Origin of the sequence: Rheinheimera sp. (assembly GCF_037442525.1) — a bacterium.
Taxonomy (GTDB): Bacteria; Pseudomonadota; Gammaproteobacteria; order Enterobacterales; family Alteromonadaceae; genus Pararheinheimera.
Window position 1 is genome coordinate 30,290 of record NZ_JBBIQD010000012.1, and the last position, 26,870, is coordinate 57,159.

21 protein-coding genes are annotated in these 26,870 nt (G+C 54.3%); 13 read left to right on the forward strand and 8 right to left on the reverse strand.

Translation table 11 applies throughout. The annotated features are described in order from the left end of the window. The first annotated feature begins 339 nt into the window (after window positions 1–339). From WKJ03_RS15220 to WKJ03_RS15230, 3 genes are read left to right on the forward strand one after another with little or no spacing between them, the layout of a single operon-like run. Entirely contained in the window at window positions 340–1,260 is a 921-nt protein-coding gene (locus WKJ03_RS15220; protein ID WP_337843086.1) for an ABC transporter ATP-binding protein, read from the forward strand. Next, window positions 1,250–4,117 (forward strand): Gldg family protein, encoded by a 2,868-nt coding sequence (locus tag WKJ03_RS15225; protein WP_337843087.1) that lies wholly within the window; start codon window positions 1,250–1,252, stop codon window positions 4,115–4,117. The genes WKJ03_RS15220 and WKJ03_RS15225 overlap by 11 nt, the downstream gene beginning before the upstream one ends. A gap of 9 nt (window positions 4,118–4,126) precedes the next feature. Continuing rightward, window positions 4,127–5,059, forward strand: a complete 933-nt coding sequence (locus WKJ03_RS15230; RefSeq protein WP_337843088.1) for a DUF4340 domain-containing protein — start codon at window positions 4,127–4,129, stop codon at window positions 5,057–5,059. Between the two features lie 45 nt (window positions 5,060–5,104). Here the strand turns inward: WKJ03_RS15230 and WKJ03_RS15235 are convergent, their stop codons facing one another. Together WKJ03_RS15235 and WKJ03_RS15240 are read right to left on the reverse strand one after the other, a co-directional pair. Further along, entirely contained in the window at window positions 5,105–5,908 is an 804-nt protein-coding gene (locus tag WKJ03_RS15235) for a hypothetical protein (RefSeq protein WP_337843089.1), read from the reverse strand. Window positions 5,909–6,093: 185 nt separating this feature from the next. Beyond that, window positions 6,094–6,486 carry a rhodanese-like domain-containing protein gene (locus WKJ03_RS15240; RefSeq protein ID WP_337843090.1) on the reverse strand — a complete coding sequence of 131 codons (393 nt, stop codon included), beginning with the start codon at window positions 6,484–6,486 and terminating at the stop codon, window positions 6,094–6,096. Between the two features lie 122 nt (window positions 6,487–6,608). Here WKJ03_RS15240 and WKJ03_RS15245 point away from each other — a divergent pair, with 122 nt between their 5' ends. Then, entirely contained in the window at window positions 6,609–7,553 is a 945-nt protein-coding gene (locus tag WKJ03_RS15245) for a helix-turn-helix domain-containing protein (protein ID WP_337843091.1), read from the forward strand. 134 nt (window positions 7,554–7,687) lie between these two features. After that, a complete protein-coding gene (locus WKJ03_RS15250) occupies window positions 7,688–8,149 on the forward strand; it encodes a hypothetical protein (protein ID WP_337843092.1) in 462 nt (153 codons plus the stop codon). A gap of 17 nt (window positions 8,150–8,166) precedes the next feature. On the opposite strand, the gene WKJ03_RS15255 is transcribed toward WKJ03_RS15250, so the two are convergent. Both WKJ03_RS15255 and WKJ03_RS15260 read right to left on the reverse strand, forming a co-directional pair. Further along, window positions 8,167–8,892 carry a transporter substrate-binding domain-containing protein gene (locus WKJ03_RS15255; protein ID WP_337843093.1) on the reverse strand — a complete coding sequence of 242 codons (726 nt, stop codon included), beginning with the start codon at window positions 8,890–8,892 and terminating at the stop codon, window positions 8,167–8,169. A 30-nt stretch (window positions 8,893–8,922) separates the two neighbouring features. Beyond that, window positions 8,923–11,181, reverse strand: coding sequence for a patatin-like phospholipase family protein (locus WKJ03_RS15260; RefSeq protein WP_337843094.1), 2,259 nt, complete (start codon window positions 11,179–11,181; stop codon window positions 8,923–8,925). Between the two features lie 232 nt (window positions 11,182–11,413). Here WKJ03_RS15260 and WKJ03_RS15265 point away from each other — a divergent pair, with 232 nt between their 5' ends. From WKJ03_RS15265 to WKJ03_RS15275, 3 genes are read left to right on the forward strand one after another with little or no spacing between them, the layout of a single operon-like run. Next, window positions 11,414–13,741 carry an EAL domain-containing protein gene (locus tag WKJ03_RS15265; protein WP_337843095.1) on the forward strand — a complete coding sequence of 776 codons (2,328 nt, stop codon included), beginning with the start codon at window positions 11,414–11,416 and terminating at the stop codon, window positions 13,739–13,741. Then, complete coding sequence (locus tag WKJ03_RS15270) at window positions 13,738–14,568, forward strand: DUF3034 family protein (protein ID WP_337843096.1); 831 nt, start codon at window positions 13,738–13,740, stop codon at window positions 14,566–14,568. The genes WKJ03_RS15265 and WKJ03_RS15270 overlap by 4 nt, the downstream gene beginning before the upstream one ends. Beyond that, window positions 14,565–14,981: a group 1 truncated hemoglobin gene (locus WKJ03_RS15275; RefSeq protein WP_337843097.1), complete on the forward strand. Its 417-nt coding sequence runs from the start codon at window positions 14,565–14,567 to the stop codon at window positions 14,979–14,981. The genes WKJ03_RS15270 and WKJ03_RS15275 overlap by 4 nt, the downstream gene beginning before the upstream one ends. Before the next feature lie 30 nt (window positions 14,982–15,011). Here the strand turns inward: WKJ03_RS15275 and WKJ03_RS15280 are convergent, their stop codons facing one another. Then, window positions 15,012–15,758, reverse strand: a complete 747-nt coding sequence (locus WKJ03_RS15280) for a kinase (RefSeq protein ID WP_337843098.1) — start codon at window positions 15,756–15,758, stop codon at window positions 15,012–15,014. 149 nt (window positions 15,759–15,907) lie between these two features. On the opposite strand from WKJ03_RS15280, the gene WKJ03_RS15285 reads away from it, so the two are divergent. Continuing rightward, window positions 15,908–17,872 (forward strand): tetratricopeptide repeat protein, encoded by a 1,965-nt coding sequence (locus WKJ03_RS15285; RefSeq protein WP_337843099.1) that lies wholly within the window; start codon window positions 15,908–15,910, stop codon window positions 17,870–17,872. On the opposite strand, the gene WKJ03_RS15290 is transcribed toward WKJ03_RS15285, so the two are convergent. Then, window positions 17,869–18,690, reverse strand: coding sequence for an RluA family pseudouridine synthase (locus WKJ03_RS15290; RefSeq protein ID WP_337843100.1), 822 nt, complete (start codon window positions 18,688–18,690; stop codon window positions 17,869–17,871). The genes WKJ03_RS15285 and WKJ03_RS15290 overlap by 4 nt on opposite strands. Before the next feature lie 81 nt (window positions 18,691–18,771). On the opposite strand from WKJ03_RS15290, the gene WKJ03_RS15295 reads away from it, so the two are divergent. Next, complete coding sequence (locus tag WKJ03_RS15295) at window positions 18,772–19,437, forward strand: choice-of-anchor H family protein (protein WP_337843101.1); 666 nt, start codon at window positions 18,772–18,774, stop codon at window positions 19,435–19,437. Between the two features lie 8 nt (window positions 19,438–19,445). Here the strand turns inward: WKJ03_RS15295 and WKJ03_RS15300 are convergent, their stop codons facing one another. Then, window positions 19,446–20,837, reverse strand: a complete 1,392-nt coding sequence (locus WKJ03_RS15300) for a PhoH family protein (protein ID WP_337843102.1) — start codon at window positions 20,835–20,837, stop codon at window positions 19,446–19,448. Between the two features lie 264 nt (window positions 20,838–21,101). Here WKJ03_RS15300 and rapA point away from each other — a divergent pair, with 264 nt between their 5' ends. The 3 genes from rapA (at window position 21,102) to WKJ03_RS15315 (ending at window position 25,922) form a co-directional block, all read left to right on the forward strand. Beyond that, window positions 21,102–24,011 carry an RNA polymerase-associated protein RapA gene (gene rapA, locus WKJ03_RS15305; protein WP_337843103.1) on the forward strand — a complete coding sequence of 970 codons (2,910 nt, stop codon included), beginning with the start codon at window positions 21,102–21,104 and terminating at the stop codon, window positions 24,009–24,011. An 8-nt stretch (window positions 24,012–24,019) separates the two neighbouring features. After that, complete coding sequence (locus tag WKJ03_RS15310) at window positions 24,020–24,673, forward strand: RluA family pseudouridine synthase (protein WP_337843104.1); 654 nt, start codon at window positions 24,020–24,022, stop codon at window positions 24,671–24,673. Window positions 24,674–24,863: 190 nt separating this feature from the next. Beyond that, on the forward strand, window positions 24,864–25,922 hold the full coding sequence (locus WKJ03_RS15315; RefSeq protein ID WP_337843105.1) for an OmpA family protein: 1,059 nt from the start codon (window positions 24,864–24,866) through the stop codon (window positions 25,920–25,922). A gap of 63 nt (window positions 25,923–25,985) precedes the next feature. Here WKJ03_RS15315 and WKJ03_RS15320 read toward each other — a convergent pair whose 3' ends face one another. Continuing rightward, entirely contained in the window at window positions 25,986–26,660 is a 675-nt protein-coding gene (locus WKJ03_RS15320; protein ID WP_337843106.1) for an EF-hand domain-containing protein, read from the reverse strand. Window positions 26,661–26,870: the final 210 nt, after the last annotated feature.

The window sequence follows — 26,870 nt, forward strand, 5'->3', positions numbered from 1 at the left end:
CCGCACAACTGCTGTGTTTTCACTCTGACGGTGGGGGTTGGCCCTGGTCATAAACACAGACTGCCAGGGCGGCAAAAAGTCACCAGCCTTTGTTGCTGTCCATCACACAACAGGACAAAATCCGGGCCAGCAAAATTTTGACGCTGCTTTCCCGGTCAAAACTCTTGAAACAAGCCAAAGCGCCCTTATATCGGCCAAGTCAATCATCCGACACTTTGTTTTTGCAGCTGTCCGGTTTGTGCCGGCAGGCATAGGCTTTCCCTCAAAAACCAAGCGCCTTATGACTGCCACCTGCCGTGCCGCTGCTGATGAAATTTATGATTCATCTGGGGAGGACCTATGTTGCATGTGACAGGGATCAGCAGGCGTTATGGCCAGTTACTGGCGGTAAATAACGTCAGCTTCACCATCAAAAAAGGCGAAATTATTGGTCTGCTGGGCCATAACGGCGCCGGTAAAACCACCATTATGAAAATGCTGAGCGGTTATCTGGACGCCGACAGCGGCACCATCGAACTGGACGGTTTGAATATAGTTCAGCACAGGGCGCAAATTCAGCGCCAGCTGGGTTACCTGCCCGAGCATCTGCCACTCTATGCCGACATGACAGTGGCCGATTACCTGGACTATGCAGCGCGGCTGAAAGGAATTGCGCCTGCCGAGCATCTCCCTGAAATTAAACGGGTTGTGCAGGCCACGGCCATTGCCGACAAACTCAGTGCCCCTATTGGCACCCTGTCACGGGGTTACAAACAGCGGGTGGGGGTCGCTCAGGCGCTGCTGGGCAAACCGCGTTTGCTGATCCTGGACGAACCGACCAACGGTCTGGACCCGGCTCAGACCCTGCAGATGCGGGCCCTGATCCAACAGATCGCCACCGAAGCGACTGTGATTCTGTCGACCCATATCATGCAGGAAGTGCAGGCGCTTTGTGATCGGGTACTGCTGATTGAACGCGGACAACTGGTGCTGGACCAGCGGATCGCAGAGCTGACCAGCAGCAAAGCCTTGGTACTGGGCTGCTCTGCTTCGCTGTCAACACTGCAGCCTCTGCTGAGCCCGCTTGAGCTCAGTGCCAGCGAGCTGTCCCCCCAACTGTACCGCCTGACCGCTGCAGACTCTGTGGACTGGAAAGCACTGGCCGCCGCTTTATCCAAAGCCCTGATCCGGCATGACATTGAATTGTATCAGTTGCAACCTGAACAACGCGACTTAGACAGTCTGTTCCGCCGTTCACAGGAGGTAGCCCATGCAGCCTGAAATCCGTCCTCTGTATTTAAGCTGGCAAATTGCCCGTAAAGAGCTGACGTTGTTTTTTTCATCCCCTGTGGCCTGGTTGTTTCTGGCCTGCTTTGCCGCAGTAGAGCTCTTTGTGTTCTTCTGGGGCGAAGCTTTTTTTGCCCGTAATATTGCCGATGTACGGCCTTTATTCAGTTGGATGCCATTGCTGCTGATGTTTCTGACCAGCACCCTGACCATGAAAGTCTGGAGTGAAGAACGCCGGCTGGGTACCCTGGAAGCCGTCATGACTCAGGGCATCGGACTCTGGGTTTTTGTCCTGGGTAAATTTGTTGGCTGCCTGGTGCTGTTGCTGCTGGCACTGCTGGTCACCCTGCCACTGCCGCTGACTGTGGCCAGTATCGCCAGCCTGGACTGGGGCCCTGTATGGGCCGGCTATCTGGCAACCTTGCTGCTCGGCAGCGCCTACCTTGCAATGGGCCTTTTTGTTTCAGCACGCAGCGACAACCAGATTGTCAGCTTATTGCTGAGCCTGGCGCTGTGTGGCAGCTTTTACCTGGTCGGCCACAGCAGCATCACGGCTCTGCTGCCACGCGACCTGGCGGCACTGTTCAGCCAACTGGGCACCGGCGCCCGTTTTGATGCCATTACCCGCGGTATGCTGGACCTGAGGGATCTGTATTATTATCTGGCCCTGACGCTGGTGTTCCTGCTCCTGAACTGCTGGGTGCTGGAAAAACAACGTTTTGCTGTCAGCACGTCCGCCCGCGCCCGCCGGCTTGGCTGGCTGACCGCTCTGGCCGTACTGAACCTGCTGACCGCCAATCTGTGGCTCAGCCCGCTGCATCAGCTGCGCTACGACAGCACGGCTGGCAAACAGTTCAGTCTGTCAGACGCCACAAGGCAGCAGTTGGCTGGCTTGCAGGAGCCCTTGTTGATCCGCGCTTATTTCTCTGCCCAGACTCACCCACTGCTGGCACCACTGGTCCCTCAACTGCAGGATTTGCTGAAAGAATACCAGGTCGCAGGGGGTGACAAGATCCGGGTAGAAGTGGTCGATCCCGCCAGCGAGCCGGAACTGGAACAGGAAGCCAACCAAAAGTACGGTATTGAACCTGTGCCCTTCCAGGTGGCAGACCGCTACCAGGCGGCCATTGTCAGCTCCTATTTTCATCTGCTGGTGCAGTATGGCACTGAGCACCTGGTGCTCGGCTTCCGCGAGCTGATTGAAGTCAAAAGCCGCGGCGAAGCCTCGTTGGACGTCCAACTGCGCAACCCGGAGCTGGACATCACCAAAGGGATCAAACAGGTGCAGCAGCAGTATCAGGCCGGCGGCAAGCTGTTTGACAACCTGCGGCAGGACGTCCAACTGACGGCTTACGTCTCTGCTGACACCAGGCTGCCGGCGGAGCTGAAACAACTGAAAACCGGGATCCATCAGGTGCTGGCGGACTACCAACAGCAAGCCGGGGACAGGTTTAGCTTCAGCTGGGTCGACCCGGAAGCCAAAGATGGCGCCGAAGCAAAACGGCTGACGGAACAGCTGGGCTTGCAGCCACTGAAATTCAATCTGTTATCTGCAGAATCTTTCTGGTTCAGCCTGGTGCTGCAGCAGGGCGAGCAACTGCTGCTGATCCCCCTGGACGATTTAAGCAAAGCCGCCTTTGAACGTAACCTGGCGGCGGCACTGAAACGCTTCTCTACCGGCTTTCGTAAAACTGTGGCGCTGGTCAGCCCGACCAATGCCGTGACCCCGTACGGCAACAGCGAGTTTTCACAGTTGCAGGCCACACTGGGCGACAACTTCAACCTGCAGAATGAGGATATTACCGACGGTCAGGTCAGTGGTGACGCGGATGTGCTGGTGCTGGTTGCCCCGGAAAACCTGTCAGAAAAGCAACTCTTTGCGATAGACCAGTTTTTGATGCAGGGCGGTACTGTAATTGCGGCCACCTCCCCCTACAAAGCCAGCCTGTCGTCACGTCAGTTATCTGTACGGGCTTATGATTCCGGTCTGAAAGACTGGCTGGCGCACTATGGGGTCAGTCAGCAGGACAGCCTGGTCCTGGACAGTCAGCATGCCGCCCTGCCAATACCGGTCAACCGTCAGGTAGGCGGGTTCAGCTTCCGGGAAATGCGCCTGTTGCCTTACCCCTGGTTTGTCGATATCCGCGAACAGGGTATGAACGCCGACACACCGCTGCTGGCTGGGTTGCCACAACTGGTGATGCCCTGGGCCAGCGCCATTGAGGTGGACAGCAGCAAACAGCAGGGCCGCACTGTCACACCGCTGCTGTACAGCAGCAACAGCGCCTGGCAGAGCAAAGAGCTGAATGTAATGCCTGTGGTGGATGCTGAAGGCAACAGCAGTTACCCGTCCGGATCCGAACCAGGCCAGCGTACGCTGGGGTTGATGCTGCAAGGTCGTTTTGATTCCTATTTTGCAGACAAAGCTCACCCCTTACTGCAAAACAGCTCCACTGAAACCGAAACAGCCGACAAAGACAATACCAGCAGCAAAGCGGCGACGCTGCTGACGCACTCAGCACAGAGCGCCCGCTTGTTGCTGCTGAGCTCCAACGACCTGTTCAGCGATGCCGTAGTGCAGCTGGTCGGAGGCGCCCAGGGCACCAGTTTCCTGAACAATCTGCAGTTGCTGCTCAATAGCCTGGATTATGCGCTGTCGGATCCTGCATTGCTGGACATCCGTGGCCGGGGTCAGTTTAACCGCACCCTGCCGCCACTGGACAGCAGCACTCAGCAATGGCTGGAATACCTGAACTATGGTTTGGTGCTGGGCCTGATCGGTCTGGTTGCTCTTGTTCAGCGGCTAATGGCCAGACGCCGGCTGCAGAAATTACAACTTGCGTTGCAATAAGGAGGCACAATGAAACACTGGACTCTGATCCTCAGTCTGGGGCTGGCCATACAGCTGGGGCTGACCGCCTGGCTCTGGTGGCCAGCACCGGCCCCTCAGACCACAACACTGTTGCAACTGGACCGGCAACAGCTGAATGAAATCCGTCTGCAGCAAGGCGAGCAGCAGCTCGTACTGCACAGGCAGGACGGTCAATGGCGCTTACCTGCGCTGCAGGATCAGCCAGCCAACAGCGGCAAAATTGCCTTGTTGCTGTCGCAGCTGGCCGGGCAGCGCCTGGGTTTTCCGGTCAGCCAGAGTGTGGCCAGCCATCAGCGTTTTTCGGTGGCGGATGACAATTACCAGTGGAAACTCAGCCTCAAAGCCGGACAACAGCAACAAGAATGGCTGATTGGGAACAGCCCGGCTTTTAAGCAGCTGTATCTGCGCCAGGCCGGACAGGATCAGGTGTATCAGGTGGCGCTGAACAGTACAGACTGGTCCACTGACGCCTCCCGCTGGTTTGATACCGGCTTATTGCAGGTGCCAGCGCTGCAGCAGCTGAACACAGACGGGCTGGAACTGAGCCAACAGGACGGCAAATGGCAACTGAGTCAACCCCAGGGCCAGCCAGAGTTGGCGGATCAGGCAGCGGCTGAACAACTGCAACGCCGCTTTGCCAGCCTGCAGGTGACAGGTCCGGCGCTGCCGGCACCGGCGATACCAGCCCAGGATCCTGTGAAAAACTTCAGTGTCCGAAGTGCCACAGGGCAGTGGCAGTTCCGGCTGAAAAGCGGCGGTGATCAGTACCTGATCCAACGCTCAGACCGACCACACTGGTACCCAATTGCCAAGGCCGACTTTGACCATCTGGTCCAGCTCAGGCCGGATCAGCTGGTGGCCCAATCCAAGCCTGCTCAGGCAGAGATCGAGACTGCCGCCCCCCAGCAGGCAGAACCATAACCCCCCTCGCAGACCAGGCCCGAACCAGCGGCCTGGTCTGTGTTCTCATCCAGCCGGATTGATTGACTGACTCAGCAGAGCTTCCTGCTCCAGAAAGCAGTCCTTTTGTTGCAATGCAGCGAGCAAGCCATACAACTGGTGTTTTTCCGCCAGAGCCAGCGCTTTCACCATGGCGGTGGGTTGTTTGGCTTTGTGCACAAACAAAGGCAACCAGGGGCTGCAGTCGGCCGGTGCAACAAAGCGCACTTTGTCGCCCAGCCGCTGGCGTAATAAGTCGAACAGCTCCAAAGCCGCCGCATCAAAGTCAAAGGCACAGAAAATACCTGAGTACTGCTGATAAAATGCAGTCAGCAGCGCTGAACTGGCTTTGCTGCCACTGGCAAAAGCCAGATCGCAGTTGCACAAATCCACTGGCATCGCCAGCATCTGGCTCAGCACCAGCAAAAACTCCGGGTAGCGGAAAAAGCAGTGTTCATTTTCAATCAACACTAAATTGCTTTTGGGCTGGTAACTTTGCCAAAGCTGTCTGCTGGTCAGCACCACAGCCTCAGGTTGCTGGTTCTGACACTGCTGGTGGTACACCAGCTGAAACAGGACACCAGTGCCTGACTGATGCGAATCGCCCAGCAGCGCCGCTTCACGCCTGGACGCCGGGTGAGCCGCATACTGCTCCAGTTCGGCAAAAAGTGGCTCCGACAGAATATGCACCTGCCAGCGGCCAGAGCCTAACTGCCTTACTTTAAAGAGTTCGGATTTGCGCCTGACAAAATCTGCCGGCAATAACTCCAGCATCCGGCCATAATGCACGGCTTTGCCCTGACGAATTTGTTGCAGGTATTTTTTCAGCATGACCCCTCCTGTTGCCCCATTCTGACCTGTGGCGCTGCTGTCGCCAAAGTTTTATTTTCAGGTCATAAATTTGTAACCGGGCAACGGCATGATAGCGGCCGGAAAAGACACCCTGTTGTGTTGTTTCTCTCTGGATTGTCCTGGATACTTTTATGGAGGCCTGGTGTTTACCTTGCCTCCTTTTTTTAGTGCTCCAGGGCAAAACCTTCATCCAGCCAGCCGGTCACGCCTCCCAGCATTTTTTTCACCGGCCGCCCTAACTGGGCCAACTTGAATGCCGCTTTATCGGCACCATTGCAATGTGGGCCGGCGCAGTACACCACAAATAAGCTGTCCGCCGGGTAGGCCGCCAGGCTCTGAGCTGAAATCCGCAGATGCGGCAGCGACAAGGCTTTTGGCAAATGGCCGGCCTGATATGCGCTTTCTCCCCGGACATCGAGCAGCACAAAATCCTGCCGCTGATTGCTGATGGCATGCTGCACATCATAACAATCGGTTTCAAACTGCAATAAGGCGGCAAAATGCGCCTGAGCTACCGCGGATTCAGCCGCTTGGGGCCTGGATACCATAGAGGACATCTGAATTCTCCTGTCATTTAAGTTAGGGTGCCAAAAACCAGACCAGTCTAGAACTTTTGTGGCTTGCCCGCTTCTGGCTAAAATGCCATATTAAGTAACATTCAGGCCAAAAAGGAGCGTCGATGCACAAGGTTGCTATTTTATTGGGTCCAACTGTGTCCAGTTTTGAACTGGGCTGCGCCAGTGAACTCTTTGCACTCTGCCGGCCAGAATACGATGACTGGTACCAGACCGATATTGTCAGTTTCCACCCCGGCCCTTTGCTGGCCACAGGGGGCTTGCAACTGCTGGTGCCCCAGGTGCAGGATTTAAGCAGCTACCACAGCATCATTATTCCCAACTGGTCGGTCAGCTCGCCACAAGCTCCGGCTTTGCTGCGGGACCAGTTGCTGCAGGCCTATCAGCGTGGCTGCCGGCTGATCTCCTTTTGTTCCGGGGCTTTTTTATTGGCGGAACTGGGGTTGCTGGACGGCAAAGCGGCCACCACCCACTGGCGCTATGCCGCTGAGTTTCAACGCCGCTACCCACAATGCCGCTATCAGGACAATGTACTCTATTGTTTTGATGGCCAGCTGGGCTGCTCAGCCGGCAGCGCGGCGGCACTGGATCTGGGGCTGGAGTTAATTCGCCGCGATTATGGCTTTGAAAAAGCCAATCAGGTGGCCAAACGCGCTGTGATTGCCTCTCACCGCCAGGGAGGACAGGCTCAGTTTGTTGAAATGCCACTGCAGAAAAAAGCCAATCTGTTCAGCCAGACGCTGGATTGGGCGATCACCCGCCTGGCCGAGCCCTTAACTGTCGATCGACTGGCGCAGCAGGCCTGTATGTCCAGGCGCAGTTTTGATCGTCAGTTTAAAGCCAGTACAGGCTTAAGCCCGCTGCAGTGGCTGACCCAACAACGTTTACAGCTGGTGCGGCATTACCTGGAACAGGAGCAGTATTCGCTGGAGCAAATTGCCGATCTGACGGGTTTAGGCTCAGTGCTGAATCTGCGGCAACAATTTCGCAAGCACTATGGCGTCACCCCGCGACATTACCAACAGCAGTTTTGCCGCAACCCGACCTGAAGCGGCATTTTATTGCCACACTGTTGTCACCTCAGGCAGGCTAACAGGAGGATTTGCCACCGTTCCCAGGGCCTGCTCAGACTGGCACCAGATTTGCTTTACCTCAGGGCAATCACCACCCAGGAGAAGCCCTGATGATCAGTTCAGCCCTGAGCTCCCTGAGCTACGTTGCTGGCTACCAGCTCCAACCGACAGGCTTATCAGCCCAGCCAGCTCCGGACTCTGATACAGAAGCAGTCAAAGTGACCTTATCGTCCGGTGTGCGGGATCCGGATTACACCTACCAGCGACTGCTGAATCAGGCCAATGCAGCGGCCAACCGCCAGTACGAGGCGGATGCCGGTAACACTGCAACAGATGAAACTCAGGGACAGATTGATTCAGACCGACTGGAGCAAATGCTGCAGCAGGTGCTGGACAATAAAACCGGCCTGGACCGGAAAAAGCTGGAAGAGCTGCAGCAAAAAATTGATGCACTGATGGCCAAAGAGGGCGAGCTGACAGACGCAGAACAACAACAGCTTGAATTGTTACAACAACAAAAAGAAGCCGTCATCAAAGAGGCTGCTGCCAAACTGGCGGGGGAACAGAATTAACAGGGCCATGTCAGCTGTTAATTCTGTGAGTTTTGTTGTTGCCGGATCTGTTGCCTTAATCTGGCCAGGGCACCATTGTCCTGCCATTGCTGCAGTTTCCGGTCAAGCGCCTGGCACAATGCGGCCTGATGGCAGGCAAAACTGTGGCTGGCTTTGGCGAACAACCCGAAACTCTTCACCTGCGCCAGCTGACCACCAGTTTCCCGCCAGCGCCGCTCAAAAGTGACCTTGTCCAGCACCAGCAGCTCCACCCGTTGTTTTTTTAATAAATCCACCAGTTGGGCATGGCTAATCACTTCCCGGTAAGATGGCGCTTTGCTGACCACGGCAGCAAATTCAGGCCCCAGGATCTGACGGGCATTCTGAAAGCTGGCCAGATGATACCGGCTTAAATCCTGCACCGAATTCAGCGCACCACGAAACGATGCCAGGGCAAAAACTCTGTTATCAAATTGCAGATAAGGCCGGGTGTAAAACAGTCCGGCTTGTGGTGTGCCGCCCTGCCTGGCCGCAATATCCAGTTGCCGCAGCTGCAACATGCGGGTCATGCGGGCATGGGGAGCCGGCACAAACTCAGGCTGATAACCCAGTTCAGTGAACAAAGACTGCAACAAGGCCCGTTCGAAACTGACGGTATTGCCGCTTTTGGCCGGTAAAACGTCCTGGCTGATGCCCACCAGCACGGGGCTGGCAGACAGGTAAAGGCTAAAGCAGCAGCCGATCAGCAAAACAACTAATTTCATTTGCGCCTCTCAGAGGTCAACTTCATACCCCTAATAATTCTGTCCAATACTTAAGTAATATCGTTGGGTGCGATGCCCCTGCTCTTGTTCTGCCATTCCATAACCCAGATACACCGGACCAATGGGGCTATCCCAGCCAGCAAAAATACTGCCCGCCCATATCCAGTCCGTTTGATTGGCCAGCTCCCGGATATTCAGCATATTGCCCGCCACTTTGCCCCGCTCCAGCGACGTGCCCAGATAAAAAGGCGCACTGACGATGCTGAAGCGATTTTCATTCATCCGGTACAAATACACCAGGCTGGCAAAACGGACCTCAGAGCCAAACAGATAGTTTTTCGGGTAGCCGGACAAATTCAGCAAGCCGCCCAACGAATGCTGCTCCAGCGTCAATGCCCCTTCGGCGCCCTGATACTTCTGCCAGTGCCAGCGGGCACGTAAAGTGTGACGCTGCCAGCTGCGTGCCGCCATCAGATCCAGATCCTGGCTCTGACTGCTGGTCTGTTGGTGCAGCACATCATCCTCAAACCAGGACCGGCTGGCTCCGATGCGCCAGCCCCGGCTCGGAAAGGCCGGGTTGTTCAGCCGGTCCCAGACAAATTCCAGCCCAGGGCCATCCCGGTTATAACCTAAATCATGGGTGCCAAGCTGTTCCCCCACCAGGCGGGGAAATTCATACTGGCCACGAATTTGCTGCCATTTCAGACTGAGCCGTGCATGGTCGGATAAGTCCCAGCCGCTTTCGGCATACAGCAGGTTCTCCTGATGCAGCAATTCCCCTAACGACAATAACCCCTGGTCTTGCACCCCCAGCACTTCATTCTTAAGCACAGCGCCAAGGCTGACATAAGTGCGGGCAGACAACACAGGCCAATACAGTTCAGTCTGCAGTTTTTTGTCTGTCCCTATCGCCAGCGCACTGTGCCACTCGGCGCCAAGCTGAGACAAATTGGTATAAGTGTAAGACGCGGCCAGCTGATAATAGCGGTTAGCACGAAAATCATCTTCCACCGCCAAGCGGAAATTCAGGTAGCCAGGCCCCCAGGATTTCTCCTGAGCCAGCACCTGCAATTCGGTTTTATCGTCCTGCGGTACCAGTTGCATTGAAACCCGTTCAAAGGTGTCAACCCCATACACCTGCCGCAACCCTTCTTTTAAATCAGCACTGCGATACAATTGATTTGGCTGCAGTGCCAGCCGGTCCAGGATTAGTTGATCCCCTAAACGGCTTTGGTTGTCCAGGCGGATACTGTCAATGCGGACCCGTTCAGTGCGCTCAGCCCTGTGGTGGGCCAGCCAAAGCTGGTAGTCCGCGTCCGTCGTGTGAAACCCGGCCCACTGGGCCTGCTGCGCCGCCAAATCACCGGCGCGCACCGCCTCGGGCAAAAGTTCAAAATCCAGGGTGCCTATGCTGTCAAGTTGTGGCTGGATCAGCAGATCCTGTGGGCCTAAGGACGCAATTTCACGTTCCACCACTTGTCTGACTAAAAAGTTGGTCAACTGGTCAGTCACGGCAAAGGCAGAGTCCAGTTGGTCTTTTTTCAGCAAAGGGGCATCAATACTGACGGCGATCACCCGTTCAGCCCCCAGAGCACGGGCAATACTGACCGGCAGATTATTGGCCACCCCACCGTCCACCAGCATACGGCCGTCCAGCTCCATAGGCCGGACTACGCCGGGGATCGACATGGATGCCTGGACTGCATGCAACAGACTGCCCTGAGCCAGCACCACAGTGTCCCTGTTGCTCAGATCCGTCGCTATGGCCCTGAATGGAATGGCCAGCTGATCAAAATCTGCATGGTTCAGTTCAGCGCCATAGGCCTGCAGAATCAGTTCTGCCATCGCCTGCCCCAACAACACCCCTTTGGGTGTTTTCAGACCAGACTCATCCACCCCAAGCCCCAGGCGGACAGGAAATGCATCCTGCTGCTCTTTACGACGCAGCGGCATTTCATCCCGATGCACCTTGTCACGAAAACCAGAGCCCCACTCCAACCGCTGCAGTATCTGTTCGATCTGTGCCGGACTGTGGCCTGTCGCATACAGACCACCAATAAAAGCCCCAATACTGCTGCCGACGACCAGATCAATAGCTATCCCCTGCTGCTCCAGCTGTCGTAATACGCCCAGATGAGCTCCCCCTCTGGCGCCACCGCCCCCCAATACCAGCGCAGTGCAGGGACGGTTTTTGGCCTGGGCGCAAATCACTTTCTGCTCAGCCTTCAGCTCCCATGACCAGCAACTGACCATAAAAATGGCAATACCCAGAGCAAAGTTCAGTTTCATTTTGCAATTCCCTGCCAAAATCATCTTGGTTATTCTGTGTAAAATCAGCCACTTTTCCAATGCTTTTCTTGTTTTACGGTTGAGGTCAGCGGTGCTTATTGCTAATGTTTGACGCAGTGCCGGTAGAAAACAGTGTTTCCGTATAAGGGAACAGGCGCCATCAGACAGAGGGCGACCGGATGCATAGCGCCCTCCTGAACAGTTCAGGTTTTCATTCTCAAGACGAGGTCAGATGTTTGATTCATTGCGCAGCCGCCTGATCCTGACGTTACTGAGCCTGCTCACAGTGCTGGCGATTGCCAGCGGGCTGGCCACCTTAACCACCATGAAACAGGACAGTCAGCAGCAGGCTGAACAGGCGCTGCAGGTGGCCGCCAATGTGTTGTTGCAGGCCTTGGAAAACAGAGCCACTCAGCTAAGTAACTCGGTCCGTTTACTGGCCAGTGATTATGGCTTTCGCCGCGCTATTGCCACCGCAGAACAAGAAACCATTTTATCCGTGCTCGACAATCACGGCAGCCGGGTCGACGCCGCGCTGGCGGTGTTATTTGCACCGGACGGTCAGTTGCTGGCCAGTACCAATCCGGCACTGAAAAGCTCCGATTTCAGCCCGTTTTTTGACCCAACCCAAAGCCGCAGTGCTGCCGCCTTCAGTGATATTCAACGACTGGGCGATGAGTCTTTTCAGCTGGTCCTGGTGCCGGTCAGAGCGCCTCAGGTCATCGCCTGGATCGGTATGGGGTTTCAGTTGGACCAGCAACTGGCCGAACAGATTAAAGGCATTACAGGCCTGGATATCAGTTTTACCAGTGCCCAAGGCAGGAACCACTCCTCAAGAAACTCCACCCTGGCGTCCCACCTGCAACCTGCCGTGCTGACGGCCTTACCCGAGTTAAACGCTGGCCAGCAAAGCCCGTTTTCCAGCCCGGATGAACAGTATCTGTCATTGGCATTGCCATTGGATCAACATCATGCATTGTGGGCATTGCTGCATTACCCGACTGAACGCTGGCAAAGCAGCTACCAGCAAATCCGCCAGCAATTGCTGACCATTTTTGGCGTCAGCCTGGCACTGGCTTTTATTCTGGCACTGGTGATAGCCCGCAGTATTACCCAGCCTCTGAATCGCCTGACTCAATTTGCCACCGCCATCACCAAAGGTGAATCCAAGGTCCGCTTACCAGAGGCGACAGGTGAAGTCGGAGTGCTGAGCCAAACCCTGTCCCAAATGCAGCAGGCGGTGCAGCAACGAGAAGAGCAGTTAGTGCATCAGGCACGGCATGACCACTTAACAGGCTTAAAAAACCGCACTTATGCCGAGCAGGAATTGCAACAACTGTTAAGTCAATACCATTGCAGTCTGATCCTGCTGAATATCAAAAACTTCCGTCATATCAACGATTCTCTGGGTTTTACCAGTGGTGATTCCTTATTGCAGCAGGTGGCTGAGCGCCTGAAGCTGGTGAAACCTGTTGCCAGCTTGTTAGCCCGGCTTGGCGGTGACGAATTTTTAATGGCCTACCCCAGGCCTTTTCAGGATTCGGATGCGCTGATCCTGAAGATGCAGCTGCAACAGGATTACCATCTGGATGGTTCAGCACTGAGCCTCAGCTTTGTACTGGGAATTTATTGCATTGAAGCCGACAGCCAACCCGTCAGCGACGCGTTACGACGGCTGGATATTGCCCTGAGCCGGGCCAAGCAGTTGCAGGAACAATACAGCTTCTACCAACAGGGCCAGGATGAACACCACCAGCGCCGCCTGACCATTCTGCGAGACTTACCAACAGCGCTGCAAAGCAACCAGCTGTTCGTGGTCTATCAACCCAAGGTGGACCTGAAACAGTACCGTTGCCATGCTGCAGAGGCGCTGATCCGCTGGTCTCACCCCGAGCTTGGATTCATTCCGCCGGACGAGTTTATTCAGTTGGCCGAACATGCGGGGTTAATCAATCAGGTCACCGACTGGATGTTGAGCGCAGTGATCCGGCAACTGGCGCTGTGGCGCAGCCAGGGCATCGAGCTGAAAGTCGCGGTGAACCTGTCAGCCCATGACTTAAACAACCCATCCTTGCCTGAACATATTGCCGCTATTTTGCAACAACACCAGCTTCCAACCAAAGCGCTGGCATTGGAAGTCACTGAAGGTGCGGTAATGAAAGATCCCAAGCAGGTGATCCATATTTTGCATCAGTTGCGGCAGATGGGCATTGAGCTGGCCATCGATGACTTCGGTACAGGTCAGTCGTCCCTGGCCTACCTGAAGCAATTGCCCGTGCATGAAGTCAAAATTGACCGTGCTTTTGTCAAAGACATTGAAAATAACTACCAGGATGAACTGATCGTCAGTGCCACAGCGCAACTGGCACACGGTCTTGGTTTGAAAGTCACCGCAGAAGGGCTGGAAAATAAAGCTGGGCTTTCCATACTGCGGCAGCATCAATGTGACACAGTGCAAGGTTACTTTTTCTCCAAACCACTGACAGCAGAACAATTCAGCAGCTGGCTCGGCAGCTTCAGCCTGCAACCCAAACAATGGTTTGCTCCGGAGGACCTGTGATCACAAAAGTATTGGGTGTGCTGTGTCTGATCAGTGCGTTGCCAGCCCTGGCAGGCACAGATAAAGTTATCGCCACTGGTGGTGCCACCAGTATCGAAGGGGCTGCTGGTGGCGGTATTGTGCCATGGGCCGTAATAAAGGGTTACGCCAGCAGCGATCAATGGTCAGTGAACAGTTTTGCATCCACAGTGCAGGTGGATGATTTTACCCTGCACAACCTGGGACTGGGTCTGAGCTTTGATGACCGCTGGGAATGGTCCTTTGCCCGGCAAAAACTCCAGCTGGACAGCATTGGCGGTGAACTGCGCCAGGACGTCTGGGGGCTGAAATACCGGCTGGCCGGTGAACTGCTGTACAGCAGCATGCCGCAACTGAGTCTGGGTCTGCAGTATAAAAAACAGCGGGATTTCGCCTTACCTGCTGCGGTCGGCGCCGCTGAGGATTCAGGCATCGATTATTACCTGGCAGCCAGTAAGCTGTTCTTTCACTCTGTGGCTGGCCGCAATCTGCTGCTCAATGCCACGGTACGCAATACAGAAGCGCATCAGATTGGCTTGCTTGGTTTTGGAGGTGACGGCGTGAAACGCCAGTGGCTGCTGGAAGCTTCTGCGGTGCTGTTGCTGAATTATCAGTGGGCGCTGGGTACGGAATTCAGAGAAAAACCCAATCAGCTGGCATTCGCCGATGAACAGCACTGGCGCGATGTTTTTGCCGCTTATTTTGTCAATAAACACCTGTCGCTGGTGCTGGGTTTTGTCGATTTGGGCGACATTGCAGGTTTGCAACAACAAGATGGCTGGTATTTTTCAGTGGAGGGCACCTGGTGAAATGGATCAATCTGCTTTGGCTCAGTCTGCTGCTGGCAGCCTGCCAGCCTACGCCAGCCGGAACACTCTACCAGCGCCTGGGTGGGCAAACCGGGTTGGAGCAGATGGTTGATCATTTGCTGCAGAGTATTGCCACGGATCCCAGCATAGTGCATCACTTCGAAGACACCGATATTGCCCGCTTCCGTACTTTGCTGATCGAGCAACTCTGTGAACTGAGCCAGGGCCCCTGTAAATACTCAGGCGCCAGTATGCAGGAAAGCCATACCGGCTTTCAGATCAGTAAAGCTCATTTTGACGCCCTGGTGAACCATCTGATAGACGCCATGCAACAGCAAGGCATCAGCATCAGTGCCCAAAATGAGTTGCTTGCATTGTTGGCCCCTATGTACCCGGATGTGGTGTACCGCTAAAGGCATCTGGGTGGCGAATCAGCTGGCCCCTCAGGTCACTGGGTGATGGCGGCAGCTTAGTTGCAGCCACTGACGTTGTGGCCCCAATTGCAGCTGACAGTCAGCCAGGCTGGCCAGCACCGGACTGAAACGGGTCAGCCGTTCATAATACAGCATAAACCTGGCCAGCCCGGCCGGGCTTTGCCCCAGACCTTGTTGCCACAATGCCTGCTCCTGCTCGGCACGCCAGCGACACACAGTCGGCCAGTCCGGGGCCTGCAGCCACAGCAATTCGTCTGCCAGCGCATTCATCTGCTGATAAGGGCCCGCCAGGTGCTGATTGACCCAACGCCGCCAAACCTGCGCTGAATCCTCAAGTTGCTCCAGTGCATTCACGGGCTGCAGTAAATCCTGCTCAGGCTGAGCAGGCAACCCCATGCACCAGCCTTCCAACACTAACAGATCCGCCAGATCCGGTCTGTCCAGCCAGCTTTGTTCTGTGCCTTTGTCAAAGCGCCGCCAGGCTACGGCCTGGCCATTCTGAAAGGCGTGCAGATCCTCAATCAGTTGGCGGATATGGTGAGTGCCGGGCACGCCGCGCTGCAGACAAAGCGGGTGCACCTGCTGTGCAAGCAACTGCCGTTCGGCCCGGTCCAGGTAATAGTCGTCCAGCGACACTACCGCAACAGTCAGCCCCTGTTGCTGCCATTGCTGCTGTAACTTCCGGCATAAGGTGCTTTTGCCACTGCCTTGGGCCGCACTTAACGCCAGAATTACCGGCCTGCCTTCTGTTGGCATTGGTAGCGGCTGTTTTAACGAAAAAGACTCTAAAATCCGGAACCAAAACGACAAACCGGAACTGGAAACAGATGACATCACTAGAACCTGCTTGGCGCTCTTGTTGACCTCAAGTACACTGCAGTATCTCCCGACAACAGGTAAATTGCATGCGTTTTCTGATCATCTGCCTGCTGGCATTCAGCGCTTGGGTGCAAGCGGATTCAGCCAGGCAACAACAAATGGATTTAATTAATCAGCAACCGCAACAGCAACTGCAGAAGTTGCTGGATTCATCTCAGGATTCAGCGGAGCAGCACTTTTATCTGGCATACGCCTATTACCGGCTTGGCAATGCCGATAACACTCAGAGTCACAGCCAGACCGCGCTGGATAAAACCAATAACGCAGAACTGCGTAGCCGCCTTTATCTGCTGCAGGCGCTGAATTTCGGTGTGCACAAACGCGATACCAATAAAGCCCTGGCCTTACTGGAGCAGGCTGAAAAAACCTTGCCTGCCAGCAAAAACCCCGATCTGTTGCGGCTGCACATGGATATTCTGGAAAGTTTTGCCCAAGCCTATAACCAAAAAGGCTTACAAGACAAAGCCTTGAGTTATGCACGGCAAAGCCTGGCGTTGGCGGTGGAACACCAGGCGCCAACACGGGAACTGGACGCCAGAGTCATGTTGGGACGGTTGGAGCTGCAGAACAATCAGCTGGCCGCTGCGCTGAATGAATTTGAACGGGCCTTGGTACTGGCCAGAGCCCAGAAAAATGATAAAGCCCTGGCGGCTATTTATGTGCGCCTGGGCATGTTGTATCAAAAAATAGGCCAGCATAAAGCGGCCATAACCCAGTTCAGCCAGGCGGCCGAGTTGTACCAGCAACTGGAGCTGACTTCTAATTTAATTAACACTTTAACCAATTTGGGAGATTCGCTGCTCAGTGACCAGCAACAGGAGGCAGCAGAACTGCAGTATCAGCAGGCTCTGGACCTGGCGTTGCAGGCACAGGATCCTCACGTCATAGGTGCGGTGTATGTCAGTCAGTCTGAACTGGCCATCGAACGGGGCCAGCTGACTCAGGCCAAAGAGTTACTGGAAAAAGCCTATCAGCTGTTCAGTCAGAACAATAGCCTGAGTTCATTAAAAGAAGTCAGCCTGTTTCTGGTCAGCCTCTATATCAAACAACAGGACTGGGCTGCAGCGGCTCAACTGCTGACCGAAGTTGGAGAAAACATTTCCGTCGCGCCGAAATTCCTGCAAAAACGCTACCATGAACTCAATGCCCAGCTGGCCGAGCAACAACAGAACTGGCAGCAGGCCTATCTGTCTGAACGTCTGGCCAATGAGCAGGAACAAAATGACCTGAAAATCCAGCAGCAGTTGCAGGCCAACAGCCTGCAACAAAGCCTCGAGCTGCACCGGGCTGTTGAGCACGCAGAAAGCCAATTGGCGAGTCAGAAAAAATACAGCCTGTGGGCGCTGATTTTGGGTGTCATTCTGAGCCTGAGCACTGCGTTGCTCTGGCTGAAAGGCCGCAAGCCCAACGGCTCACAAACTCAGCGGCCACAGTCCGGCTGGCGCCAGTTTCAGGAGCTGGTGGCTCAGTCAGCACCAGGCCACACCGAAGCTTCAGTTCTGGTGATCACGCCAGCCGACCTGAGTCAGCACTTGTTGGAGCAGGGACCAGACTTTTATCAGCAGCTGCCCCAGCTGTACGCCCCTCTGAGTCGTTTGGCATTGTTTTATTGCTGGCATGAGCAGGAACTCTGGCTATACAGCCACCAGCTGGATTTAACCGAACGGCTGGCAACCCAGGCAACTCAGCTGGGGTTACCCTGCCATACCGCCTTGTTGCAATTACGTCAGTTCACGGCGTCTGCGCAGGCATTACCCGATTTAGCGGACATCCGGAACCTGATCTGGCAATGCTGGGCGCTGGCAAAACACCAGCAATTAACCGGCCCTTACCATGCCAGCCTGTTTTGCCCAAGCCCTATCAGTTTGTCCTGGCATAAAGACAGCCTGAAGCAGGATTTATTTAATGCCATCAGTCTGGGGCAGCTGGAACTGGTGATCAATCAGGAGTCAGTGGGGGCCCGTCTGCAGCATCAGTTGCGGCAGATTTAACACTGCCGCAACGACGCAGGTAACTCAAAGACCTGTAGCTTTTTCAGCAAGGGGCAACGAAAACTGAGCCGAATGGCCTGCAGCATCAGGCCCTGCTGGTTTTTATTACCACTGCCGTAAGCAGGGTCGCCCAACACCGGGTGACCAATAGCGGCAAAATGGCGGCGGATCTGGTGTTTCCGGCCAGTGATCAAGTCTACCTCCACCACACTGCATTGTGCCTGCTCGTCCGTACTGATGCGCTGATATCGGGTCTGGCAGTCTTTGCCGTCCAGTGGCAGCTCAATTTTACCTTGCCCGGCCGGCAAACCTTTGACCTTTATCCGGTACGTTTTATTGATCTGATGCTGCTGCAGCAGTTGCCCTAAAGCGGCAGCGGCGGCTTTGCTGTGCGCCAGCAACACCAGACCACTGGCTTCCCTGTCCAGCCGGTGCAATAAAAACACCGGTCTTTTGTTTTGCCAGTGCTGCTCAGCAAAACGCAGCAGGCTTAAATGGTCACCCCATTCATTGCCTTGCGACAACATACCTGCTGGTTTAAACCACAGGCTGTAGTGTTGCTCATCCTGAAGCAATACTGCATCGTCGCAATGCCGGGCCAGCAGTTCGTCGTCGTAATTCAGCTCCAGCCGGTCGCCGGCCAGCAGTTCTGCCTGAGCCCGGCGTAAACGCTTGTGCTGCTTAGCGCGACGCCACAGCACAGCGCCTTTGCTCATCGCATCTTTCAACCGCGCTTTACTCAGTGCAGGTACCGCAGTGGCCAACAGCTCAATGGCAACACCAGGGGCTGCCACCACAAAGTTTTTACTGATCTTCAAAATAAATTCCGCACTGTCAGAAATTCAGCCGCTATTCAGCGCCCCAGGCCTGTAATGATACCAAAGCACAGGAGGCTCTGTATGCGTAAAATCAGTCCGTTCGTTTTTCTGTTGTTGCCCTGGTTCAGCCTGGCTGCCGAAACGCCAGTGGCCAAGACTCAGGAATCTTTTTCACTGCCGTCGGAAGTGGCCAGAACAGCAACCCCCAAAGCCCAGCCCCTCAAAGGCGGTTCCAACCTGATCCAGGCCGTGGAAAACAATGTCTGGTTTGACAGTATTGATATTTCGCTGAGCGGTGACAGAAATGACAACGCCTTTTTCCACAATCTCTATATACGCTTTGATGCAGACACTGCCTATAACGAAGTCCCGGTTTTTGTCCATTACGCACTGCGTCGCCCCGGTCAGCCCGAAGTGATCATTCATACCAGTTCGGTCTTTACCTTGTATGGCACCAGCGCCAACGACTGGTTCGCCATTGAATCCGAGTTGGTGCATTCGGTACCTACGGGTTACTACGACCTGGTGCTGCGGGTGTATGACGCTGATTACGGCGACTTGCTGGCCGAGATCAGCGGCAACGACAGTGGCGCTCTGGCCGATTTGGCGCTGGAAGATTTAACTTATGATCGGGCTCCGGTGGTGATCGTCGAAGAAGACAGTGGCAGTTGGCACTGGGGCGGGCTGGCAGCGTTACTGCTGCTGTCAGCGTTCAGAAAGCAGGCCCTGCGGTTACACAGGGCCTGAACAGCCGCTTACAGATTGGCTTCAGCAAAAGAAGCCAGCCGACTGCGCACCACGCCATTCAGATTAATGGTGGTACTGCCTTCAAAGTTTTTAAAACGTTCGACGATGTAAGTTAAACCCGAGGTCACGGCGGTCAGGTAGTTGCTGTCAATTTGTGACAGGTTGCCTGAACAAATCAGTTTGGTGCCTTCACCACAACGGGTAATGATGGTTTTCAGCTGAGCCGCACTCAGGTTCTGGCATTCATCCAACAACACTATCGCGTTCTGAATGCTGCGCCCGCGCATAAAGTTGACCGACTTAAACTGAATATTGGCCTTTTCCATAATGTAATTGACGCTGGCATGCGGGTGTTCATCGGTTTTATGCAGCACCTCCAGCGAATCGGTGATCGCCGCCAGCCAGGGGGCCATCTTCTCTTCTTCGGTGCCAGGTAAAAAACCAATAGACTCGGCAATTTCCGGGGTATTGCGGGTCACAATGACCTTGTCGTACAGCCCCTTTTCAATCACCAGCTCCAGCGCGGCGGCCAGCGCAATCAGGGTTTTACCGCATCCGGCCGGGCCGGTCAGGATCACCAGGTCCATATCCGGGTCGAGCAACGCATTCATCGCCATCGCCTGATAAATATTTTTCGGGTGGATACCCCAGGCATGTTTGTGCATCAGCCGCTCAAAACCCAGGTCAAGAATTTTGATTTCATTGTCAAAAATATCCAGCACCCGGCCAGCAAAGGTTTTGGCTTCATCAATCAGGTACTCATTGATATAGGCATTCGGCAGCACTGAACGCGGTACAAAGTGGTAGGTGTCACTGCCCTGATTGTGGCTGCGGCAGTCTTTCACCAAAGACCAGAAATCCCCGGGAAATTTGTGGTACCCCTTGTAGAGAAAACGCACATCGTCAATCAGCTGGTCGGTGCGGTAGTCTTCCACATGCTTCAGACCTGCCCCTTTGGCCTTCAGCCGCATATTGATATCTTTGGTCACCAGCACCACTTTGGTCGGCGCTTTTTCCCGCTGCAGATAAAGCGCAGTGTTGATAATCAAATGGTCGTTTTCACCACCGGGCAAGCCGGGGATCTGGTCACTGATATGGTGGTCATTGACAATAAACAGATGCCCTGTGCTCTTCTGCTCGCCATGAGTCGGCATCGCCACGCCTTGCAGCATCTGTTCTGGTGTTGCGTCTTTAAGCGCATCTTCCATAGCCCGAATCGCCACTCTGGCTTCCCGGCTGACGTCTTTGTGTTTGTCTTTGATATGGTCGAGTTCTTCAAGAACCGTCATCGGGATGACCACATCGTGTTCCTGAAAGTTTAAGAAGGCGAAAGGTTCATGCAGCAGAATATTGGTGTCCAAAACGTAGATTTTTTTATCTTTAGATCGTCTTCGCGCCATAAGAGCTCCTTAGCGACAGGGGACGCCATGCAGCGCATGGCAGTTACAACAATCCTGATGGGTTCAGCCGCGGAGAACTGAGCTAAGTTCATGTGCCGGGCCAGTTTTTCGTTTTGATAATCTAAGCTTAGAGCAAAAATCGGCCTAGAGGTATGACAATAACATGACGTTTTTTAATCTGTCAGCCAACTTCAGCAATCCAGCTGATGCAGTTGCTCTGGTTTCCCTGTACCATGGCGCGCCATTTTTTGCAGTGAGGTCAGCATGAATAAATTCGCGTTAGGTCAACGTTGGATCAGTGACAGTGAATCCGATTTGGGATTAGGCACAGTAATAGCTCTGGAAGGACGGATGCTGACGCTGTTGTTCCCGGCCAGTGGCGAAACCCGGCTGTACTCGATGCAGGAAGCACCGCTGACCCGGGTCGTATTTAACCCGGGTGACACTATCAAAAGCGCCGAGGGCTTTGAGCTGACGGTCAGTTCAGTGCAGGAAAAAAATGACTGCCTGGTCTATGTTGGCCAACGTACCGATACCGGTGAACTGGTGGAGTTACGCGAGATGTTTCTCGATCACTTTATCAGCTTCAGCCAGCCGCAGGACCGCTTATTTGCTGGCCAGATTGACCGCTTTGAAACTTTCCCACTGCGTTACCAAAGCTGGACCCAACTGCACCAGTTGCAACAAAGCCCGCTGCGGGGCCTGACCGGCGCCCGGATGAGCCTGATCCCACATCAGCTGTATATCGCCAACGAAGTGAGCAGCCGCCACGCGCCTCGTGTTCTGCTGGCCGACGAAGTGGGCCTGGGGAAAACCATTGAAGCCGGCCTGATTATTCATCAGCAATTACTGGCCTCTCTGGCCAAACGGGTGCTGATTGTGGTGCCAGAGTCTTTGCAGCACCAATGGCTGGTGGAAATGCTGCGCCGCTTTAACCTGAAGTTTTCCATTTTTGATGAAGAGCGCTACACCGAAGCCCTGATTGACGGTGGGAATCCGTTTGACACTGAACAACTGGTGCTGACCAGCCTGGAGTTTTTCTGCAAAAAACGTAACGCCCATCAGCACGCGGTCGACGCGGACTGGGATTTACTGGTCGTCGATGAAGCCCATCACTTGCAGTGGAGTGAAGACAAAGTCAGCACTGAGTATCAGCGCATTGAAGAGCTGGCGCAGGGCACGCCAGGCTTAATTCTGCTGACGGCGACCCCTGATCAGTTGGGCCACCAAAGCCATTTTGCCCGCCTGCGTTTGTTGGACCCCAACCGTTTTTATGATTACCAGGCCTTTTTAGCTGAAGAGCAAAGCTACAAACAGATTGCCAGCCTGGCCGCTTCCTTGCAGCAAGAGCAACCGTTAAGTGCAGACACCGCCAAAGCGCTGACAGCCATCCTTGGCGAAACCGATATTCATGTTGAACTTGCGATATTGCGGCAAGGCCTAGACGCGCAAGGCTGTAATACTGCCCGCGAAACCGTACTGCGCAAATTGCTGGACCGCCACGGCACGGGCCGGGTGCTGTTCCGTAACAGCCGTCATACCATTCAGGGCTTTCCACAGCGCCAGCCGAATCCTATTGCGCTGCAGCTGCCAGACCAATACAAAAACGCGCTGAAAGTCCAGCGCAGTTTCAGCGGCCAGCAAACGGTTCAGCAACGTGCCAAAGCCAGCCTGTTTCCGGAGCGGGTGTTTCAGGAATTTGAAGGCAGCAAAAGCAGTTGGTGGCAGTTTGACCCAAGGGTGGACACACTGATCCAGTTACTGAAGCAGTTTAAACGCGAAAAATTCCTGCTGATTTGTGCCCATGCCGACACCGCTGTGGCTCTGGAAGAAGCCTTAAGGGTGCGTGAAGGTATACGTGCAGCCGTGTTCCATGAAGGCATGAGTATTCTGGAGCGGGACCAGGCGGCCGCTTATTTCGCTCAGGAAGACAACAGTGCACAAATTTTATTGTGTTCTGAAATCGGCAGTGAAGGCCGCAACTTCCAGTTTGCCCACCATCTGGTGTTGTTTGATTTGCCGTTAAACCCGGACTTGCTGGAACAACGTATTGGCCGTCTGGACCGTATTGGTCAGACGCAAGATATCCAAATTCACCTGCCCTACTTTGCCGGTGAACCTCAGGACTGGCTGTACCAATGGTACCAGCAGGGCCTGAATGCGTTCAGCCAGACCTGCCAGACCGGCCGGGCTGTGTATGACGACGTCAGCGAAACCCTGCTCAGTCTGCTGGCCGGCCAGTCCGACGCCACCTCCCTGCCTGACCTGATTGCACAAAGCGCCACGTTGAATCAGCAGTTAAAAGAAAAGCTGGAGCAAGGCCGCGACAAACTGCTGGAACTGAACAGTGCCGGTGGCCGGCAGGCGCAACAGCTTGCAGACCAGATTGCCGCACAGGACAGCCATGTCGGCTTGCCGATGTTTATGCTCAAAGCCTGGGATGTGCTGGGGGTTAACCAGGATGACCGCGGTGAAAACAGCATAGTACTGAGTATTTCTGAACAACTGCACAGCCACTACCCCATGCTGGACGACGATGGCATCAGCGTGACTTTTGACCGGGCCACAGCACTGGCTCAGGAAGATTTGCAGTTCTTAAGCTGGGACCATCCTATGGTGCTGGGCACTTTGGATATTCTGACCAATGCCGAACTGGGCAACAGTTCAGTGGCCTTGTTGCCCAACAAAGCTTTGCCGGCCGGCACCTATTTTGTCGAGCTGCTGTATATTCTCGAAGCCAGCGCCCCGCCAGAACTGCAACTGGGCCGCTACCTGCCAGTCACCCCCATCCGCTTGCTGCTGGAGAAAACCGGTAAAAACCTGGCCGCCAACGTCGCTTTTGAGCAGTTTAATAAGCAATTAAAACCAGTGGGCCGTCAGACAGCGTCCAAACTGGTCAAGGCTTTGCAAACCCTGGTGCACCCTTTGCTGCAACAAGGTTTACAACAAGCCCAGGCCCAGGTGCCCGCTCTGGTACAGACGGCAGAGCAGAAGATGCACACTGAGCTGAATGCGCAAATTGAGCGTTTAAGCGCATTACGGCAACTCAATCCTTTGGTGCGTGAAGAAGAAATCAGCCACCTGCAATACAAGCAGCAGCAACTGGCGCTCTATATGCAAAAAGCCCGTTTAAAGCTGGATGCACTGCGTGTCGTGGTGGTCAGTCATGATTAAGAGTGCCCATGTTGCTGGACTATAAACCACCACTGTCACCTTACCTGGATATTCTGTACCAGGACGACGCTATTCTGGTACTGAATAAACCCAGTGGTTTGCTGACAGTGCCAGGCAAAGCGCCGGAACACTTTGACAGTCTGGATTACAGGGTCCGCCGGGTCTGGCCGCACGCCCGCATTGTGCACAGGCTGGATATGGCCACCTCAGGTCTGGTGGTGATGGCCATGCACCTGGACGCTCAGCGTCACCTGAACCGGCAGTTTCAGCAGCGCACGACTCAAAAACGATATATGGCGGTTTTAGAGGGACAAATACGCACCAGCCAAGGGGCGGTTGAACTACCTTTAATCTGCGACTGGCCAAACCGGCCCAAACAAAAAGTCTGCTTTGAATATGGCAAACCAGCCCTGACGTATTTTGAGGTGCTGGAAAAAAATGCAGACTCCAGTCGGGTTTTATTAAAACCTGTCACTGGTCGCTCTCATCAATTAAGAGTCCATATGCAATGGTTAGGGCATCCGATCCTTGGAGACAAATTTTATGCTTCAGAGCAGGGGTACCAAAAGGCAGAACGCCTGTTACTTCATGCCTTTAGTTTGGCTTTTGTTCATCCGGTAACAGCAAATGAGCTATATTTTGAAGCGTCTTGTCCTTTTTAAAGGGGATGACAGGAGAAAAGACTGCCCTGTTAACTTAAGGTTCAGTTTTACAAAGTAAACTGGGTGACAAAGCAGAAAGAAACACAAAAATGGTAAGGCTACTATTTTTGTCATAACTGTCGGTCAAAATTTGTTAAATCTGTAGTAATCAAATAGAATGCCGGCCGCAATTTACTCTTAGGAGAGAAGGATGAAACTAAGTACTAGCGCATTAGCCATTTTGGCTGCTTTATCGACATCAGCCGTTGTGGCGGCGGACAAACCTTTAGTGTCTGACCGCGTTTTCGGTTCTGTATTCACTGAATATTACCTGCCTGATCAAGACAAAGGCGAATCTGCCGCTTTTGGCAATATCCATGAAGGTTGGGGTTACGGCGTGGAGCTGGGCTACAACCTGGACGAAATCTGGGCCTTGCGCCTGGATCTCGCCAAACAACGTTTACCTCAAACCACTACAGACAACAAAGTGGACGGTGATCGTATTGGTCTGAACGTTGTGCATACATTAGCTGGCAGCAACTTCTATATTCTCGGCGGTCTGAACCGTATGGATGTGGAAAGTGCCAATGACGAATCTGCCGTAAACCTGGGTGTGGGTTACCGTGCTTACCTGACAGACCGCGTGTCAGTCTTTGGTGAAGCCAACCGCTTCCAGGGCATCAGCGAAAGTTTTGCTGACGCCAACGTAAAACTGGGTATGTCAGTGCTGTTTGGTGATGCACCGGCCGCACCTGCGCCGACATCAGCGCCAGAACCAGTAGCGCCTGTACAGGCACCAGCTGACAGCGATAAAGATGGTGTACCAGACAGCAGCGACCTGTGCCCAGGCACACCAATCACTGACAAAGTAGACGCCACTGGCTGCTCCATTTTCATGGAAAAAGAAGTCAGCTTTGCACTGAAAGCCCAGTTTGACAACGATTCTGCGGTCGTCAAACCAGCCTACGATGCTGAAATTGCTGAGCTGGCTGCGTTCCTGAAACGCTTCCCAGGCACAGACGTGGAAGTAGGTGGTCATGCCTCTAACGTTGGTACTCCGGCTTACAACCTGAAGCTGTCTCAGCGTCGTGCTGACGCCATTGCCAGCATTCTGGTGAACCAGCATGGTATTGCTGCCAGCCGCGTGTCTGCCCGTGGTTACGGCATCACTCAGCCAAAAGTAGCAGGTAATACACCAGCCGCTCACGCTGCAAACCGCCGTATCGAAGCAAAAGTGACTGCCACTGTCAAAGAGAAAGTAGAACGTTAATCTGCTCTTCACTCTGTTGAAAAAGCCAGCCGCAGCCATGCGGCTGGCTTTTTTTGCTGCCAATCAGGCCGTTAACTGCAACGCCGACTCATTGCCGGATGGCTGGGCAACAGAACCGTAAGTCTTCATCAGTTGCTGCAGGGTACGCTGTAACAGCTGCCCCATAGGATCTGATTCTGTACTTTGCGTTTCAGCGGTTGCACTGCTGGTGCTGGCTGCAGTGTCAGATTGCTGAGACTCCTGATAAGCCTTAGCTTCCTGCATGGTCACTTTGCCGTCACCGTCTGCATCCGCCGCATCAAAGTTATCAATCAGACTTTGTAACATGCCCGACATCGGGTCGCTGCTGTCGGTCTGCTCCAGCATTGCGCTTAGCTCATCGGCGGTTTTTCCGCTATCCTGCTGGCTTGGCATGCCACCCCGCGGAGGTGGCGGTGGCATTTGGCCCTGGGCGTTGTACATCAGCTGACTGGCCTGCTCACTAAACTCTGTGCTGGTGAGCTTGCCGTCACTGTCACTGTCCAGCGCGGCAAATAAATCCGCACTGCTGTCGCTGACCGCACTGTCATTCAGACCACTGAGCAGGCTGTCAAAATCGGACTGTTCCAGATACCCCTTGTTCGATTGATCCAGCTGACTGAACAACTGCTGGCTCTTCTGTTGCAGTTGTTCAGCCGTCGGCATCGACCTCATTGTTGCATAGCCTCCGCCGGAGACTGATGAAAATTGAATCGCCATAGACTGGCTCCTCCTGAAATCGCGATCAGAATTAATCGCCCTGCTATGGCTGCAATGTCACGGCCAGTCCGGGTTCAGAAAGGTAAAGGCAGGGTAAAGTTGAGTCAGACTCTGAGTGCCCAAGGCCGCCAAAACTGCCAATGAGGATTTAAACCACCAGTGCGCAGTCATTCGTTGTGTTCCCTTCAGCAGCCGCACGCCTGGGGCGGC

Bases quoted from the DNA above. Each gene is read 5' to 3' on its own strand.
- WKJ03_RS15220 (WP_337843086.1), top strand. From the start codon at position 340: ATGTTGCATGTGACAGGGATCAGCAGGCGTTATGGCCAGTTACTGGCG.
- WKJ03_RS15225 (WP_337843087.1), top strand. From the start codon at position 1,250: ATGCAGCCTGAAATCCGTCCTCTGTATTTAAGCTGGCAAATTGCCCGT.
- WKJ03_RS15230 (WP_337843088.1), top strand. From the start codon at position 4,127: ATGAAACACTGGACTCTGATCCTCAGTCTGGGGCTGGCCATACAGCTG.
- WKJ03_RS15235 (WP_337843089.1), bottom strand. From the start codon at position 5,908: ATGCTGAAAAAATACCTGCAACAAATTCGTCAGGGCAAAGCCGTGCAT.
- WKJ03_RS15240 (WP_337843090.1), bottom strand. From the start codon at position 6,486: ATGTCCTCTATGGTATCCAGGCCCCAAGCGGCTGAATCCGCGGTAGCT.
- WKJ03_RS15245 (WP_337843091.1), top strand. From the start codon at position 6,609: ATGCACAAGGTTGCTATTTTATTGGGTCCAACTGTGTCCAGTTTTGAA.
- WKJ03_RS15250 (WP_337843092.1), top strand. From the start codon at position 7,688: ATGATCAGTTCAGCCCTGAGCTCCCTGAGCTACGTTGCTGGCTACCAG.
- WKJ03_RS15255 (WP_337843093.1), bottom strand. From the start codon at position 8,892: ATGAAATTAGTTGTTTTGCTGATCGGCTGCTGCTTTAGCCTTTACCTG.
- WKJ03_RS15260 (WP_337843094.1), bottom strand. From the start codon at position 11,181: ATGAAACTGAACTTTGCTCTGGGTATTGCCATTTTTATGGTCAGTTGC.
- WKJ03_RS15265 (WP_337843095.1), top strand. From the start codon at position 11,414: ATGTTTGATTCATTGCGCAGCCGCCTGATCCTGACGTTACTGAGCCTG.
- WKJ03_RS15280 (WP_337843098.1), bottom strand. From the start codon at position 15,758: ATGCCAACAGAAGGCAGGCCGGTAATTCTGGCGTTAAGTGCGGCCCAA.
- WKJ03_RS15285 (WP_337843099.1), top strand. From the start codon at position 15,908: ATGCGTTTTCTGATCATCTGCCTGCTGGCATTCAGCGCTTGGGTGCAA.
- WKJ03_RS15295 (WP_337843101.1), top strand. From the start codon at position 18,772: ATGCGTAAAATCAGTCCGTTCGTTTTTCTGTTGTTGCCCTGGTTCAGC.
- WKJ03_RS15300 (WP_337843102.1), bottom strand. From the start codon at position 20,837: ATGGCGCGAAGACGATCTAAAGATAAAAAAATCTACGTTTTGGACACC.
- rapA (WP_337843103.1), top strand. From the start codon at position 21,102: ATGAATAAATTCGCGTTAGGTCAACGTTGGATCAGTGACAGTGAATCC.
- WKJ03_RS15310 (WP_337843104.1), top strand. From the start codon at position 24,020: ATGTTGCTGGACTATAAACCACCACTGTCACCTTACCTGGATATTCTG.
- WKJ03_RS15315 (WP_337843105.1), top strand. From the start codon at position 24,864: ATGAAACTAAGTACTAGCGCATTAGCCATTTTGGCTGCTTTATCGACA.
- WKJ03_RS15320 (WP_337843106.1), bottom strand. From the start codon at position 26,660: ATGGCGATTCAATTTTCATCAGTCTCCGGCGGAGGCTATGCAACAATG.